We start from the raw sequence: 13,932 nt of genomic DNA, 5'->3' as shown, positions 1-13,932 counted from the left end.
ACGAGGAAGCCGGTAACACCGAGCAGGCCGAGAGCCTCGAGGGCGAGGATCGCGCAGGCGATGCGCAGCGGCTTGGGCACGTCCTCGACATCCACTCGGCTCAGCCTAGCCGCGGGCCGCACGCCCCCGTCGCGGGCAGTTGCCGCTGAGAACCACGTAAGGTTTACCGGTGCGCATCCTGGTCGTGATGAACCCGCGCGCGACCGCCACGAGCGTGCGCGAGCGGGACGTCCTCGCCCACGCCCTTGCGAGCGAGGCCGAGCTCGAGGTCGCCGAGACCGCCAACCGCGGCCACGCCGCCGCGCTCGCCTGCCGCGCGATGCGTAACGGCACCGACGTCGTGGTCGCGCTCGGTGGCGACGGCACGGTCAACGAGGTGATCAACGGTCTGCTCACCGACGGCGTGCACCCGGGTGTGCCGGCGCTCGGCATCGTCCCGGCCGGATCGACCAACGTCTTCACCCGGGCGCTCGGCATCCCCAACGACCGCATCGAGGCCACCGGCCAGCTGCTCGAGGGGCTGCGCACCGGGCAGCGGCGCCCCGTCTCGCTCGGCCTCGCCGACGACCGCTGGTTCTGCTTCGCCGCCGGCCTGGGCTTCGACGCCGCCATCGTGCACGGCGTCGAGCGACGGCGGCGCGCCGGCAGGAAGTCGACGCACACGCTGTACGCCCGGGTCGGGGTGCGCGAGTTCTTCCGCTCCGACCGGCGCCACCCGAAGGTGCACGTCGAACTCGGTGACGGCACCCGGTGGGACGACATCTACTTCGCGCTCGTCACCAACGCCGATCCCTGGACGTTCGTGGGCAGCCGGCCGCTGCACCCGACGCCCGAGGTCGGCTTCGACACCGACCTGGCTGTTTACGCGCGGCGCCGGATGGGCACGATCGGCGTGTTCTTGAGCATGGTCCGCATGTCCGGGTCACGTCCGGCTGTCGGGCGGCGTGGCGCGCATCTGGCTCATGACCAGGAGCACATCACTGTTCTTGCCGACGAACCGATGCCGTTTCAGGTCGACGGCGACGCCCTGGATCTGCGGGAGAAGGTGACGTTCCGATCGGTACGCAACGCGGTCAGCATCGTGGGCGCTCCGACCGAAATATCCGTTTGACGCGTTTCTATCGAGCTCCACCCTCTCGACCGCAGCACCGATGACGCGTAGCGTCGCCGAAGGTCGACTTGCCGAACCCCCCGGCGGCCGTAACGCTTGCAAGACCGTAAGGCTCGAAAGGCCGAAAGGCCGGAAAAGCTGACGCCTGAAAGGTGGAGGACACCGACAGTCCTCCCGGAACGAAAAATCCGAACGGACCGGTGACGTGGCTTGCAGAGCATGCAGCCGGGTTGTTCGGTGCGTATGCTCGTGAAAGTATTCACAAGCGTGGCCAGCGAACGAGCACCGTTCGTCGAGCGCGCCTAGTTAGGAGATATTCACCGATGGACTGGCGGCACCGCGCGATATGCCGTGACGAGGACCCGGAACTGTTCTTCCCGATCGGGAACACGGGCCCCGCGCTGCTGCAGATCGAGCAGGCGAAGGCGGTCTGCCGACGCTGCCCCGTTATCCAGGAATGTCTGACCTGGGCCCTCGAGTCCGGTCAGGACGCCGGCGTCTGGGGCGGTCTGTCCGAGGACGAGCGGCGCGCGCTCAAGCGGCGCAACGCCCGGGCCCGCGCCCGCCTCGCCTGACATCTCCCTCGCCTGACACGCGTCTTACCTGACACCCGTCTCACCTGACACCCGTCGAGCCGGACGCTCCCCCGGAGTCCGGCTCAGCGCTCGATGCGGCCGCGCCGCCCGAGCGGCATCGACAGCACCGCCGCCGTGCCCCCGCCCTCGTCACGCCGGAACTCCACCGTCCCGTTGAGTTCGGCCGAGACCAGGGTGTTGACGATCTGCAGGCCCAGCCGGTCGGACTTCTCGCTCGCGAACGCCTCGGGCAGCCCCACGCCGTCGTCGCGGATCGTGACGGTCAGCTGACCGCGACGCCGCTCGGCGGTCACCAGCACGGTGCCGTGCCGGTCGTCGGGGAAGGCGTGCTCGATGGCGTTCTGCACGAGCTCGGTCAGCACCAGCACGAGCGCTGTGGCCACCTCGGCCGGCGCCTCCCCGAAGCTGCCCTCGCGGCTGACCGACACCCGGGTCGATGAGCCCATGACGTCGGAGAGCATCACCAGCAGGCGGTCGACGATCTCGTCGAAGTCCACCGATTCGTCCATCGACACCGACAGCGTCTCGTGGACGAGGGCGATCGAGCTGACCCGCCGCATCGACTCCTCGAGCGCACCGCGCGCCTCGGGCACCGACACCCGCCGGGCCTGCAACCGCAGCAGCGCGGCGACGGTCTGCAGGTTGTTCTTGACCCGGTGGTGGATCTCGCGGATCGTCGCGTCCTTGCTCATGATCTGACGGTCGCGGCGGCGCAGCTCGGTGACGTCCTGCATCAGCAACAGTGCGCCGAGGGTCTCGCCGCGCGGCCGCAGCGGCAGGGCACGGAACAGGATGATCGCGCCGCCGCCCTCCATCTCGATGCCGGCCGGGTGGCCGCCGTCGATCGCCTCGGCCACGGCCGCCGCGAGGTCGCCGGCGTCGAACGGGTCGTCGGCGACGTTGCTGGTCAGCGCGTCGACCGGCTCGTTGAGCACGTTGCCGGTGACGCCCAGCCGGTTGAACGCGGACAGCGCGTTCGGACTGGCGTAGATGATCGTGCCGTCGGGTTCGAGCCGCACCAGGCCGTCGCCGACCCGCGGCCCCGCGCTCTCCTCGGCCCGCGCGTCGGGGGCCGGGAAGGTGCCGTCGGCGACCATGCCGGCGAGGTCGGCGGCGCTCTGCAGGTAGACCAGCTCGAGCTGGCTCGGCGTGCGCACGCTGGCCAGATTGGCGTCGCGGCCGATGACGGCGATGACCTCGTCGCCGTGGCGCACCGGGATCGCCTCGCGCCGGATCGGCAGGTCGCCGTCCCAATCGGGGTCGACCTCGCGGAAGATGCGGGCCTCGGAGAACGCGATGCGCATCGGAGCGACGCGCGCCCCGCGCAGGACCACGCCCACCTGATCGTGCTGGTACGCCGTGGGGCCGGTCGTCGGGCGGCACTGGGCGACGCAGAGGAAGCCCGGGACGCTGCCGGCCTCGGCCGAGGGCACCGCCACCGGCACCCACAGCAGCAGGTCGGCGAAGGCGAGGTCGGAGAGCAGCTGCCACTCCCCGACGAGTCGGGCGATGTGGTCGACCTGGGCGTCGTCGAGCGAGGTACGGGCGGCGAGCGTGTCGGTGAGCGCGGACATCGACCTCACCTTCCCACTCCCCGCGCTGTCGCTGCGCGACGGGTCCCGGCGGGTCCGGCGAACTTCTGCGCCGACTGTGCCGCCATCGCGGGTACAACGCGGGCGTTTCGTACTAAGGTCCGAAATCGACCCTGTCCGTGACCCCGGTCGCACCCGATCAGGTTGGAGCCGACGATGCCGACAACCCCCGTCACCCGCCCACCCCGACTGCCCGCCGGCACGACGGTCGTCGTCGGCGTGCTGCTGGCCGTGCCGCTGATCGCGCTCGCCGCGGTGCCGATGTACTCGCGCGAGACCCCGGTGCTGTGGGGCTTCCCGTTCTTCTACTGGTACCAGCTGTTGTGGGTGTTGATCACGCCGGTGCTGACCTACGCCGCGTACAAGCTCATCAAGCGGGCGCGAAGCAACGGCGAGGCTCGACTCCAACAGCACGAGGGTGACGTCCGATGAGCGACGCGTGCGGTCGGGGTGAGGGTCGATGACGGCCGCAGCCGGCAGCGGCGTCAACGGCGTCGAGCTCGGCGTCGTGCTGTTCTTCTTCGTCGTCGTCAGCTTCGGCGGCTTCGCGGCCGTCCGCTGGCGCCGGACCCAGTCGCTGAACAGCCTGGACGAGTGGGGTCTCGGCGGTCGCGGCTTCGGCACGGTCGTCACCTGGTTCCTGCTCGGCGGTGACCTCTACACGGCGTACACGTTCGTCGCGGTGCCGGCGGCGATGTTCGCGACCGGCGCGGTGAGCGGGTTCTTCGCCGTGCCGTACACGATCGTCGCCTACCCGATCATCTTCGTGTTCATGCCGCGGCTGTGGAGCGTCGCGCACCGGCACGGCTACGTGACCCCGGCCGACTTCGTGCGCGGCCGCTACGGCAGCCGCGGGCTGGCCCTCGCGGTGGCGATCACCGGCATCCTCGCGACGATGCCCTACATCGCGTTGCAACTGGTCGGCATCCAGGCCGTCCTCGACACGATGGGGCTCGGCGGCTCGGGCAACGCACTCGTCCGTGACCTGCCGCTGATCGTCGCGTTCGCTGTGCTCGCCGCGTACACGTACTCGTCCGGGTTGCGGGCGCCCGCCCTGATCGCGTTCGTCAAGGACACGCTGATCTACGTCGTCATCGTCGTCGCCGTCGTCTACATCGCCACGAAGATCGGCTTCGGCGACATCTTCGGCGCCGCGAAGACGAAGCTGGCCAAGCCGACGCCGTCGGGGCTGCCGACCGGCTCGTTCATCACCGGCGACCCGACCTACTGGGCCTACGGCACCCTCGCGTTCGGCTCAGCGCTCGCGCTGTTCATGTACCCGCACTCGATGACCGCGGTGCTGTCGTCGCGCAGCCGCTCGGTGATCCGGCGCAACTCGGCGATCCTGCCGGCGTACTCGCTGATGCTCGCCCTGCTAGCGCTCCTCGGCTACGCCGCGATCTACGAGGTCGGCCAGGGCCGCATGAACGTCTTCGGGCAGGACGGCACCGCCAACGCGCAGCTGGCTGTCCCGCACTTCTTCCAGCTCGTGTTCCCCTCGTGGTTCGCCGGTGTGGCCTTCGCCGCGATCGCGATCGGTGCGCTCGTACCCGCGGCGATCATGGCGATCGCCGCGGCGAACCTGTTCACACGCAACATCTACCGCGAGTACTTCAAGCGCGACGCGACGCCCAAGCAGGAGTCGCAGGTGTCGAAGATCGTCTCGCTCGTGGTGAAGTTCGGGGCGCTGCTGTTCGTGCTCGGCCTCGACAAGCAGAACGCGATCAACATGCAGCTGCTCGGCGGGGTGTGGATCCTGCAGACCCTCGTGGCGATCGTCATCGGGCTGTACACGCGCTGGCTGCACAGGTGGGCCCTGCTGGTCGGCTGGGCCGTCGGCATGGTCTACGGCACCGTGCAGGCCTATCGCCAACTGGTACCGGCGACGGTCGTCAAGCTCGTCGACGGCAAGCCGGTCACCTCGACGAACGGGATGCGCCACTTCGGCTCGCCGCTCGGGATGTTCCCGTTCACCGACACCAAGGTCTACATCGGCGCGACCGCGCTGCTGCTCAACATCATCGTGGCCGTGGTGCTCACCCTCGTCCTCCGCGCGGTGCGCGCCCCGGCCGGCGTCGACGAGACCGAGGCGAACGACTACTACTCCGACGAGGCGGCCCCGGGCGTCGTCGAGGCGACGGAGGACGAGCTCGCGGCGCGTCCCTGAACCCGCTTCGATACCTTGACCCGTGATCATCCGAAGCTCGCTCGCCGTGCTCGCCCTGTCCGCGGCGCTCGTCGCCCTGCCGTCGTCGCCGGCCGCCGCTGCGTCGGTGTGGCCGGCGGCCGGCCAGGCGGCGTACGGGTTCGGGCTCACCGGCGAGGTGCACCAGAGCGGCCGGGTGCGACGCGCGCCGATCGCGTCGATGTCGAAGGTGATGACGGCCTACCTGGTGCTGCGAGCGCGCCCGCTGACCTCGTCGTCGAACGGCTTCACCATGACGGTCTCGCAGGGCGACGTCGACGACTACCGGCGGCGGGTCGCGCGCGGCGAGTCGACGGTGCGGGTCGTCCGCGGGGAGCACATCACCGAGCGGCAGGCGCTGGCCGCGCTGCTGCTGCCCTCGGCCAACAACATCGCGATCATGCTGGCCCGCCGCATCGCCGGCACGGTGTCGGGCTTCGTCGCCCGGATGAACTCGACCGCGGCCGCGCTGCACATGACGCACACGACCTACACCGACCCGAGCGGTTTCGCGTCGAGCACCACCTCGACGCCGGCCGATCAGCTCGCGCTCGCCCGCACGGCGATCCGGGTCGTCGAGCTGCGCCTGATGGTCGCGCGGACGAGCTACTGGGTGCCCGTCGTCGGCTGGGTGCGCAACACCGACACCCTGCTGGGCCGCGACGGCTTCCGCGGCGTCAAGACCGGTTCGATGAGCGCCGCGGGCGGCTGCTTCATGTTCCGCTCGCGGCGCGTGGTGAACGGCCGCATCGTCGAGCTGATCGGGGTCGTGATGGGCCAGCCGGGCCGCGACCTGGTGCAGGCCGGGCTGTCGGCGGCGAAGCGGCTCGTGGACGCCGTGGCGCCGGTGGCCGCCGCTCCGTAGGAGCTACTCGGGGCGGTACTCGAGGTGCGCGGTCTCGACGGACACCTCGGTGATGCGGACCCGGATGCGCTGGTGCAAGCTCTGCGGAGCCTGGTCGCCGCCGCAGCAGCGGGCCACGAGGGCGCGGACGTCCTGCTCGAGGCCGAAGTGCTTCAGGCAGGGCGCGCAGGCGTCGAGATGCTGGCGGATGCGGTTGCGCAGCGCGTCGTCGCTCTCGTCGTCGAGGTAGAGATAGACATCGCGCAGGACGTCGTCGCAGTCGATGTTCCCCGGTCCGAAACCCATCGAGCTCATGACTCGCCTCCGACACCGCTCGGAATCAGTCCTCGGTCTCGCGCGTAGTCGGCGAGCAGGTTCTGCAACTGCTTGCGGCCGCGGTGCAGCCGCGACATCACGGTGCCGATGGGCGTACCCATGATCTCGGCGATCTCCTTGTAGGCGAACCCCTCGACATCGGCGAGGTAGACCGCCAGGCGGAAGTCCTCGGGCAGCGCCTGCAACGCGTCCTTGACGTCGGAATCGGGCAGGTGGTCGAGCGCCTCCATCTCGGCCGAGCGTAGCCCGGTGGAGGTGTGCGACTCGGCCCGCGCGAGCTGCCAGTCCTCGACGTCCTCGTTGCCGGATTCCTGCGGCTGGCGCTGCTTCTTGCGGTAGTTGTTGATGAAGGTATTCGTCAGGATGCGGTAAAGCCACGCCTTGAGGTTGGTGCCCTCGGTGAACTGGTGGAACGCGGCGAACGCCTTGACGAAGGTCTCCTGGACGAGGTCCTCGGCATCGGCCGGGTTGCGCGTCATGCGCATGGCAGCGGCGTACAGCTGATCCAGGAACGGGAGCGCGTCGCGCTCGAACCGGGCCCGGCGGGCCTCGACCGTCTCCTCCGCCACCGTGCTCCCCTCGAAGCCACCCTGAGACCGCGGTTCGGGCCTCGGCTTGGAGACTATCGCGCCGGTCGCGAGCGGTCGGATCGCGCTCACCACCCGCGAGGTGCGGGGCTCGGTTGCCACCATCATGATCTGGGCTGCTCCTTCGTGAAGGTCGTCCGTGCAAACCACGAGAACGCGCAGGGCATTCCGAGTCCCCGCCCTGGCGAAGTCCGCGGGCGTTGATGACCTTCGCCCCTGGCCCGGCCCGAGGAGTCGCCGCAGCATCTCGACACACCCGATCCCGCCCGGTAACGGCCGGTAGCCAGAGGAGACACGATGTCGCGAAGTCGATGGCTGCCGGTTGGCGCCGCCCTGTTCCTGTTCGGGTCCTTGACCACCGGGTCGGCCTCGGCGGCGACCCTGGCGTCGCACGACGAGGAGGCGTCGGCGCGGGGGTGGACGCAGTTCCAGTTAAGCGCGGCCAAGACCGGCTGGAACCGCGACGAGGAGCGGCTCACCCGCCACAACGTGGCGTCGTTGCGCCAGCGGTGGGCCTCGCCGCCCGGACTCTCGGGCTCGCCTGTCGTGGTCGGCGAACGCGTCATCGGCGAGCTCGGCGGCGCGCTCGTGGCTCTGTCCACCCGCGACGGGCGGATGCTGTGGACCCGCCCCCTCGGCGGTGACGTGGCCATCCCGCCCGGAGCCCTGGCATCCGGCGACGGCCTGGTCGTGGTCACGACGTCGACCGGCACCGATGCGGTGAGGCTGCGCTCCGGCGCGCTCGTCTGGCACACCGGCGACGTCGCCGGCAGCCGCGGACCCACGATCGCCGGCGACACCGTGTACGTCGGGTCCTACGACCATCACGTCTACGCGCTGTCGCTGCGCACCGGTCGGGTCAAGTGGTCGACCGCGACGACCGACGAGGTGCACTCGACCATCGCCGTGAGCGGCCGCACCGCCTACGTCGGGGCCGACAACGAGCTGCTCGCCCTGGACACCGCCACCGGGGCCGTGCGCTGGCACACCGCGATCGGCAGCGTCCACGGCGGCGGCCCGTCCCTGCGTGACGGCACGGTCTACATCGCCGCCGACTTGCAGGGCGAGGGCTCCAGCGGCCAGCTGTACGCCGTGCGGGCCTCCAGCGGCGCCGTCGTATGGCGGGCGAACCTGGGCGACGACGTGCACGCGGCGCCGTCCGTCGACGGGACGAACGTCTACATCGGCCTGATCGACAACGGCGTGTTCGCCTTCGACGCCCGGACCGGCCAGCCGCGCTGGAACCGGACCGTGGACGGCGAGGTCTGGGCGGCCGCCTCGATCGCCGGTGGTGTCGTGTACGTGACGGTCGATACGTCGCAGGTGGTCGGCCTCGACGCGCGGACCGGCGCGATCCGCTGGAGCGCCTCCGCCGACCCGCGGGACTTCGCGACCCAGACCGCTCCGGCGGTGACCGGTGGACGGCTCTACGTCGGGTTCGGCAGTGCGGGGATCCACGCCTACGCGCCGCGCCACTAGGACGTCGACCCGCTCAGTAGGGTCGACGGGTGGCCACCGGAACCCCCGCGACCGCGCGGTTGACCCGCGAGAAGGTCGCGTTCACGCTGCACCCCTACGACCACGATCCGCGGGCACAGGCCTACGGCGACGAGGCCGCGGCGGCCCTCGGCGTCGCACCCGAGCAGATCTTCAAGACCCTCATCGCGACGGTCGACGGCAAGCTGGCCTGCGCGGTCGTGCCGGTGGCGGCCCGCCTCGATCTCAAGGCGTTCGGGGCGGCGCTGCAGGGCAAGCGGGTCGAACTCGCCGACCCGGCCGCCGCGGCGCGGGCCACCGGCTATGTGGTCGGCGGCATCTCGCCGATCGGCCAGAAGACCGCGCTGCGCCTGGTGCTCGACGAGTCGGCCTCGACCTTCGACACGGTCTACGTCTCGGCCGGCAAGCGAGGTCTGCAGGTGCAGCTCAGCCCGTCGGATCTGGTACGCGTGACCGGCGCTCTCGTCGCGCGGATCGCGACCACCTAGCTTCCGCGGCGAGCCGGTCGGGCAGCTTCTGGACTGCGGCAGCCACGGCGATGGTCAGCAGCACGTAGCAGGCGGTCACGGGGCCCAGCTCGGGCTCGACGCCGGCGGTCACGGCCAACGAGGCGATGACGACGGAGAACTCCCCCCGCGGGATGAGCGCGACGCCGGCGCGCCAGCGGCCGCGCCGCTTGACCCCCACCCGTCTGGCCGCGACGTACCCGGTGCCGACCTTGGTGGCCGAGGTGACGACGACGAGCAGGATCGCGAGCGGGAACGCCGGCAGCAGCGTGCCCGGGCTCGTCGAGAGCCCGAACGTCACGAAGAAGACGGCGGCGAAGAGGTCGCGCAGCGGAGCGAGCACCTCGACCGCGGTCTCGGCCACGGCGCCCGAAAGCGCGATGCCGACGAGGAACGCGCCGACCGCCGCCGACACCTTCAGCTGGTCGGCCAGCCCGGCGACCAGCAGCGTCAGCCCCAGCACGCCGAGCAGCAGCGGCTCCGGGTCGTCGGCCGAGAACATCTTGGTGACCGTCGTGCCGAAGCGGGTGGCGACGACGAGGATCAACCCGACGGTGCCGGTGGCGACGAGCACCGCGACGATCACGGTGGAGGCACCGCCGTCGGCGACCAGCAGCGCCGTGAGCAGCGGCAGGTACAGGGCCATGGCGAGGTCTTCGAGCACCAGCACGCCGAGCACCGACGGCACCTCGCGGTTGCCGAGGCGGCCGAGGTCGCCGAGCATCTTCGCGATCACGCCCGACGACGAGACCCAGGTGACGCCGGCGAGGGCGACCGCCGCGAGTCCGCCCCATCCGGCGACCAGTGCGATGACGGCGCCCGGGATCGCGTTGGCCACGCCGTCGAGCAAGCCGATCGGAGCCTGGGTGCGCACGCTCGAGAGCAGCTCGCCGGCCGAGTACTCCAGGCCGAGCATGACAAGCAGCAGCACCACACCGATCTCGGACGAGATCGACAGGAAGTCCTCGCTCGCCTCGAGCTTGACCACTCCGCCCTGACCGAAGAACAGGCCGGCGAGCAGGTAGAGCGGGATGACCGGGATGCGCAGCTTCTTGGCTACGCGTCCGATCACGCCGAGCGCGAAGAGGATCGCGCCGATCTCGACCAGCAGGGTGGCAGTGTGGGCCGCGGAGCCGTTGCCGGACGCGAGCACCATGCGCTCAGCCCGAACCGTCGAGCAGGCGGGCGAGGTGGTCCAGCCCCTCGCGCGTGCCGACCGACACGATCAGGTCGCCGGCGTGCAGCGTGAACTCCGGACCCGGCGACGGGTGGGTGGTGCCGTGCCGCAGCACCGCGACGATCGACGCGCCGGTACGCGTGCGAGCCTGGGTGTCACCGAGGGCGCGGCCGTCGTAGGGCGATTCGGCCGACAGCGGCAGCTGTTCGGTGACGACGTCGTCGGCCTGGCGCTGCAGGTCGGCCAACCGCACCATCAGTTGCGGGGCCCCGAGCAGCTCGGCGACCACGTTGGCCTCGTCCTCGTTGAGGGAGACGGTCGCGGCGGCGCCGTCACCGTCCTCGTCGTAGACGACGATCTCGCGCTGGCCGTTGCGGCGCGTGACGATGCCGACGCGGCGCCCGCCGTGCAGCGGGACCTCCTGGCACACGCCGATCCCCGGCAGCACCCGGCTGATGATCTCCAGACCCATGGGTCGACCCTACTGGGCCGACCTAAGCGTTCTCTCAGCTTCTCCCTGGGTTCGGATCAGTCGAAGTCCTCGAGGCGGTACTCCCCCTCGGGCCGGGTGCCGGCGTGCTCGGCCTCGGCGCCGCGCAGCTCGACCCGGCGGATCTTGCCGCTGATCGTCTTGGGCAGCTCGGCGAACTGCAGCCGCCGGATGCGCTTGTACGGCGCGAGGTGCTCGCGGCAGAACGCGAGGATGTCGCCGGCCAGTTCCCGGCTCGGCTCCCGCCCGGCGACGAGCACGACGAACGCCTTGGGCACGGCGAGGCGCAACTCGTCCGGCGCGGGCACGACCGCGGCCTCGGCCACCGCCGGGTGCTCGATCAGCACGCTCTCCAGCTCGAACGGGCTGATGCGGTAGTCGCTGGCCTTGAACACGTCGTCGGCCCGTCCGACGTAGGTGATGTAGCCGTCGGCGTCGCGGCTCGCGACATCGCCCGTGTGGTAGCGGCCGCCGGCGAACGCGGCGTCGTTGCGCTCGCCGTCGCCCTGGTAGCCGACCATCAACCCGACCGGGCGCACCGGGTCGGTGACGACGCAGATCTCGCCCTCCTCGGCGATCTCGTCGGTGACCGGGTCGACGAGCGCGATGTCGAAGCCGGGCATGGGGCGTCCCATCGAACCGATCTTGAGCACCTGACCGGGTGAGTTGCCGATCTGCAGCGACGTCTCGGTCTGCCCGAAACCGTCGCGGATGGTCAGCCCCCAGGCCCGGCGCACGGCTTCGATCACCTCGGGGTTGAGCGGCTCGCCCGCGCCGACGAGTTCGCGCAGCGACAGATCGTCCTGGTAGCTCGCGAGGTCGGCCTGGATGAGCATGCGCCACACCGTCGGCGGCGCGCAGAACGTCGTCACCTTCGCGTCGCGCAGGGTCTGCAGCATCGCGGTGGCGTCGAAGCGGGCGTAGTTGTAGAGGCAGATCGTGGCACCGGCGATCCACGGCGCGAACACGCACGACCAGGCGTGCTTGGCCCAGCCCGGGCTCGACACGTTGAGGTGCACGTCGCCCGGCTGCAGCCCGATCCAGTACATCGTCGACAGGTGCCCGATCGGGTAGCTGACGTGCGTGTGCTCCACCAGCTTCGGCAGCGCAGTGGTGCCCGAGGTGAAGTAGAGCAGCAGGGAGTCGTCGGCCCGGGTGACGTCGTCGGGCTCGAACGGCGCGAGGCTGGCGCGGCTGTCGTCGTAGCGCAGCCAGCCCTCGACCGGGTCGCCGACCGCGATGCGCAGGTACGAGCCGGGGACGGCCTCGAACGACGGCGCCAGCTCGCTGCGGGCGATCACCACGCCGACGTGGCCGCGGTCGATGCGGTCGCGCAGATCGGCCTCCGCGAGCAGCGTCGTCGCCGGGATCATCACCGCGCCGAGCTTCATCGCCGCGAGCGTCGTCTCCCACAGCTCGACCTGGTTGCCCAGCAGCACGAGCAGGTGCGTGCCGCGGCGCACCCCGGCGGCGCGCAGCCACCCGGCGAGCTGGTGCGAGCGGGCCGACAGCTCGGCGAAGGTGTAGCTCGCGTCGGTACCGTCGGCCTCGATCAGCCGCAGGGCCGGATGGTTCGGGTGCTCGGTCGCGAGCACGGCGTCGAACCAGTCGAGCGCGAAGTTGAAGTGCTCGGGCCGCGGCCAGCCGAAGCCGGCCACGGCGGTGTCGTAGTCGGTGCGGTGCTCGAGCAGGAAGTCACGCGCCGCGCGGAACGCGGCGGTCGCCTCGGCGTTCGTCATGACCCGACCTTGGCATGCACGTCGGCCGATGTCATCGCCCGCGCAGCAGCCATGCGACCACGGTGGCGGCGACGGTGGCGGGATCGCGCTTGAGCGAGTGGTCGGCGCCCGGGACGACGACGACCTCGCGGGCGGCGCCGGCCGGCGGCATCCCGAACGGGTCGCGGTCGCCCTGGACCACGAGGACGGGGACGCCGGCGCCGTCGAGTTCGGGCAGCCGCGAGTTCTCCGGCTTGCCCGGCGGGTGCAGCGGGAAGGCGAGGGCGACGACGCCGACCGCGCCGGACGCGCCGGCGGTGCGGCAGGCGACGCGGGCGCCGTTGGATCGGCCGCCGAGGAACAGCGGCAGGTCACCGAACCCGCGACGGCGGCGGACCGCGGTGACGACCGCGAGCCACGCGAGGTCCTGCACCGGCGGTGCGGGCGGGGTGCGGCGGCCCGCGACGCGGTACGGCTGGGTGATGCGGGCGACGGCCACCCCTGCCTTCAGCGCGGCCCCCCGGATCGCGTTGACGTCGGCGGTCTCGACCGTGCCACCGGCGCCGTGGGTGAGCAGCAGCAGCGCCCGGGCGGCGCCGCGCGGCCGGTCGATGTCGGCCCAGCCGATGCCGGACGGGGTGGACACCTCGATGCGCATCGACCCAGCATTCCAAACCAGGCACCCGAGCGCTGTCCGGCCCGACCGCGCGACGCCGCAGTAGCCCCCGGCCGGTGGCCGGCTGAACGCGCCGAGCCCTTCCCGCCGCTCGCCGACGGTGCCACAGCCTCACCTCCCGGCGAGCAGCGCCTGCTCGATCTCGACCGGGAGGCCGTGGGCGTCGCGGTCGGGTCGCTGGACCGGCATGCCGTCGCGTTGCAGCCAGGCCCACGTGTCGGCGACCGTCTCCCGCACCGGGCGACAGGTCAGCCCCGTGGCGGCCGCCCGCGACGTATCACCCTCGAGGAAGCCGGCGAACTCACCGGTCTCGGGCACCCAGCACGGCATCTGCACCCACGGCTGGGCGCCGGCAGCGGCCAGCGCCTCCTCGCCGAACCAGACGAGTTCGGCGTCGGAGCCGGTGGCGGCGACGCACGCGTCGAGCAGGCTCTGCGTGGTGGCGTGCCCCGACCGGCTGACGACGTCGACGACGCCGGCGAGCCCGGCCTCCAGACCGGTGAGCAGCCAGGCCGCGAGGTCCCGCGCGTCGACGTACTGCAGCGGCCGGTCGGGCCGCCCGGGCGCGACGACCCGGCCGCCGCGGGAGATGCGGTCGAGCCACCAGGGCAACCGGC

Annotated in this window: 14 protein-coding genes and 1 pseudogene; 7 read left to right on the top strand and 8 right to left on the bottom strand. The window is 71.4% G+C overall.

The window, feature by feature from the left end; translation table 11 throughout:
* The first annotated feature begins 169 nt into the window (after nucleotides 1-169).
* Nucleotides 170-1,111, top strand: a complete 942-nt coding sequence (locus VGN18_RS11105; RefSeq protein WP_327539751.1) for a diacylglycerol/lipid kinase family protein — start codon at nucleotides 170-172, stop codon at nucleotides 1,109-1,111.
* A 323-nt stretch (nucleotides 1,112-1,434) separates the two neighbouring features.
* A complete protein-coding gene (locus tag VGN18_RS11100) occupies nucleotides 1,435-1,686 on the top strand; it encodes a WhiB family transcriptional regulator (protein WP_327539750.1) in 252 nt (83 codons plus the stop codon).
* 83 nt (nucleotides 1,687-1,769) lie between these two features.
* Here VGN18_RS11100 and VGN18_RS11095 read toward each other — a convergent pair whose 3' ends face one another.
* On the bottom strand, nucleotides 1,770-3,281 hold the full coding sequence (locus VGN18_RS11095) for a sensor histidine kinase (protein ID WP_327539749.1): 1,512 nt from the start codon (nucleotides 3,279-3,281) through the stop codon (nucleotides 1,770-1,772).
* A gap of 174 nt (nucleotides 3,282-3,455) precedes the next feature.
* On the opposite strand from VGN18_RS11095, the gene VGN18_RS11090 reads away from it, so the two are divergent.
* Genes VGN18_RS11090 through VGN18_RS11080 form a run of 3 tightly spaced genes read left to right on the top strand, consistent with a single transcriptional unit; the run spans nucleotide 3,456 to nucleotide 6,349 of the window.
* On the top strand, nucleotides 3,456-3,731 hold the full coding sequence (locus VGN18_RS11090) for a DUF3311 domain-containing protein (RefSeq protein WP_327539748.1): 276 nt from the start codon (nucleotides 3,456-3,458) through the stop codon (nucleotides 3,729-3,731).
* Between the two features lie 28 nt (nucleotides 3,732-3,759).
* Nucleotides 3,760-5,466: a monocarboxylate uptake permease MctP gene (mctP, locus tag VGN18_RS11085; RefSeq protein WP_327539747.1), complete on the top strand. Its 1,707-nt coding sequence runs from the start codon at nucleotides 3,760-3,762 to the stop codon at nucleotides 5,464-5,466.
* A gap of 22 nt (nucleotides 5,467-5,488) precedes the next feature.
* Nucleotides 5,489-6,349 carry a hypothetical protein gene (locus VGN18_RS11080; RefSeq protein ID WP_327539746.1) on the top strand — a complete coding sequence of 287 codons (861 nt, stop codon included), beginning with the start codon at nucleotides 5,489-5,491 and terminating at the stop codon, nucleotides 6,347-6,349.
* Nucleotides 6,350-6,352: 3 nt separating this feature from the next.
* Here VGN18_RS11080 and rsrA read toward each other — a convergent pair whose 3' ends face one another.
* Both rsrA and VGN18_RS11070 read right to left on the bottom strand, forming a co-directional pair.
* Nucleotides 6,353-6,643 carry a mycothiol system anti-sigma-R factor gene (rsrA, locus tag VGN18_RS11075; RefSeq protein ID WP_327539745.1) on the bottom strand — a complete coding sequence of 97 codons (291 nt, stop codon included), beginning with the start codon at nucleotides 6,641-6,643 and terminating at the stop codon, nucleotides 6,353-6,355.
* Nucleotides 6,640-7,359, bottom strand: a complete 720-nt coding sequence (locus VGN18_RS11070) for a sigma-70 family RNA polymerase sigma factor (protein WP_414655042.1) — start codon at nucleotides 7,357-7,359, stop codon at nucleotides 6,640-6,642. Before VGN18_RS11070 ends, rsrA begins: the two co-directional genes overlap by 4 nt.
* 189 nt (nucleotides 7,360-7,548) lie before the next feature.
* Between VGN18_RS11070 and VGN18_RS11065 the strand changes: the two genes are divergently transcribed.
* Nucleotides 7,549-8,730 carry a PQQ-binding-like beta-propeller repeat protein gene (locus VGN18_RS11065; protein ID WP_327539743.1) on the top strand — a complete coding sequence of 394 codons (1,182 nt, stop codon included), beginning with the start codon at nucleotides 7,549-7,551 and terminating at the stop codon, nucleotides 8,728-8,730.
* Between the two features lie 29 nt (nucleotides 8,731-8,759).
* Complete coding sequence (gene ybaK / locus VGN18_RS11060; RefSeq protein ID WP_327539742.1) at nucleotides 8,760-9,236, top strand: Cys-tRNA(Pro) deacylase; 477 nt, start codon at nucleotides 8,760-8,762, stop codon at nucleotides 9,234-9,236.
* Here ybaK and VGN18_RS11055 read toward each other — a convergent pair.
* The 5 genes and pseudogenes from VGN18_RS11055 to VGN18_RS11035 form a co-directional block, all read right to left on the bottom strand.
* On the bottom strand, nucleotides 9,175-10,410 hold the full coding sequence (locus tag VGN18_RS11055) for a cation:proton antiporter (RefSeq protein WP_327539741.1): 1,236 nt from the start codon (nucleotides 10,408-10,410) through the stop codon (nucleotides 9,175-9,177). The genes ybaK and VGN18_RS11055 overlap by 62 nt on opposite strands.
* Before the next feature lie 4 nt (nucleotides 10,411-10,414).
* Nucleotides 10,415-10,903 carry a cation:proton antiporter regulatory subunit gene (locus VGN18_RS11050; protein ID WP_327539740.1) on the bottom strand — a complete coding sequence of 163 codons (489 nt, stop codon included), beginning with the start codon at nucleotides 10,901-10,903 and terminating at the stop codon, nucleotides 10,415-10,417.
* A gap of 56 nt (nucleotides 10,904-10,959) precedes the next feature.
* Nucleotides 10,960-12,660 carry an AMP-binding protein gene (locus VGN18_RS11045; RefSeq protein WP_327539739.1) on the bottom strand — a complete coding sequence of 567 codons (1,701 nt, stop codon included), beginning with the start codon at nucleotides 12,658-12,660 and terminating at the stop codon, nucleotides 10,960-10,962.
* A 31-nt stretch (nucleotides 12,661-12,691) separates the two neighbouring features.
* The gene (locus tag VGN18_RS11040; protein WP_327539738.1) at nucleotides 12,692-13,297 is read right to left on the bottom strand and encodes an alpha/beta family hydrolase; all 606 of its coding nucleotides are present in this window, start codon (nucleotides 13,295-13,297) and stop codon (nucleotides 12,692-12,694) included.
* A 129-nt stretch (nucleotides 13,298-13,426) separates the two neighbouring features.
* Nucleotides 13,427-13,932 (bottom strand): annotated as a pseudogene (locus VGN18_RS11035) (reductase); the annotation flags it as partial.

The sequence above is a fragment of the Jatrophihabitans sp. genome (assembly GCF_036000465.1).
Classification (GTDB): domain Bacteria; phylum Actinomycetota; class Actinomycetes; order Mycobacteriales; family Jatrophihabitantaceae; genus Jatrophihabitans.
This window is presented reverse-complemented; position numbering and strand designations above follow the sequence as displayed.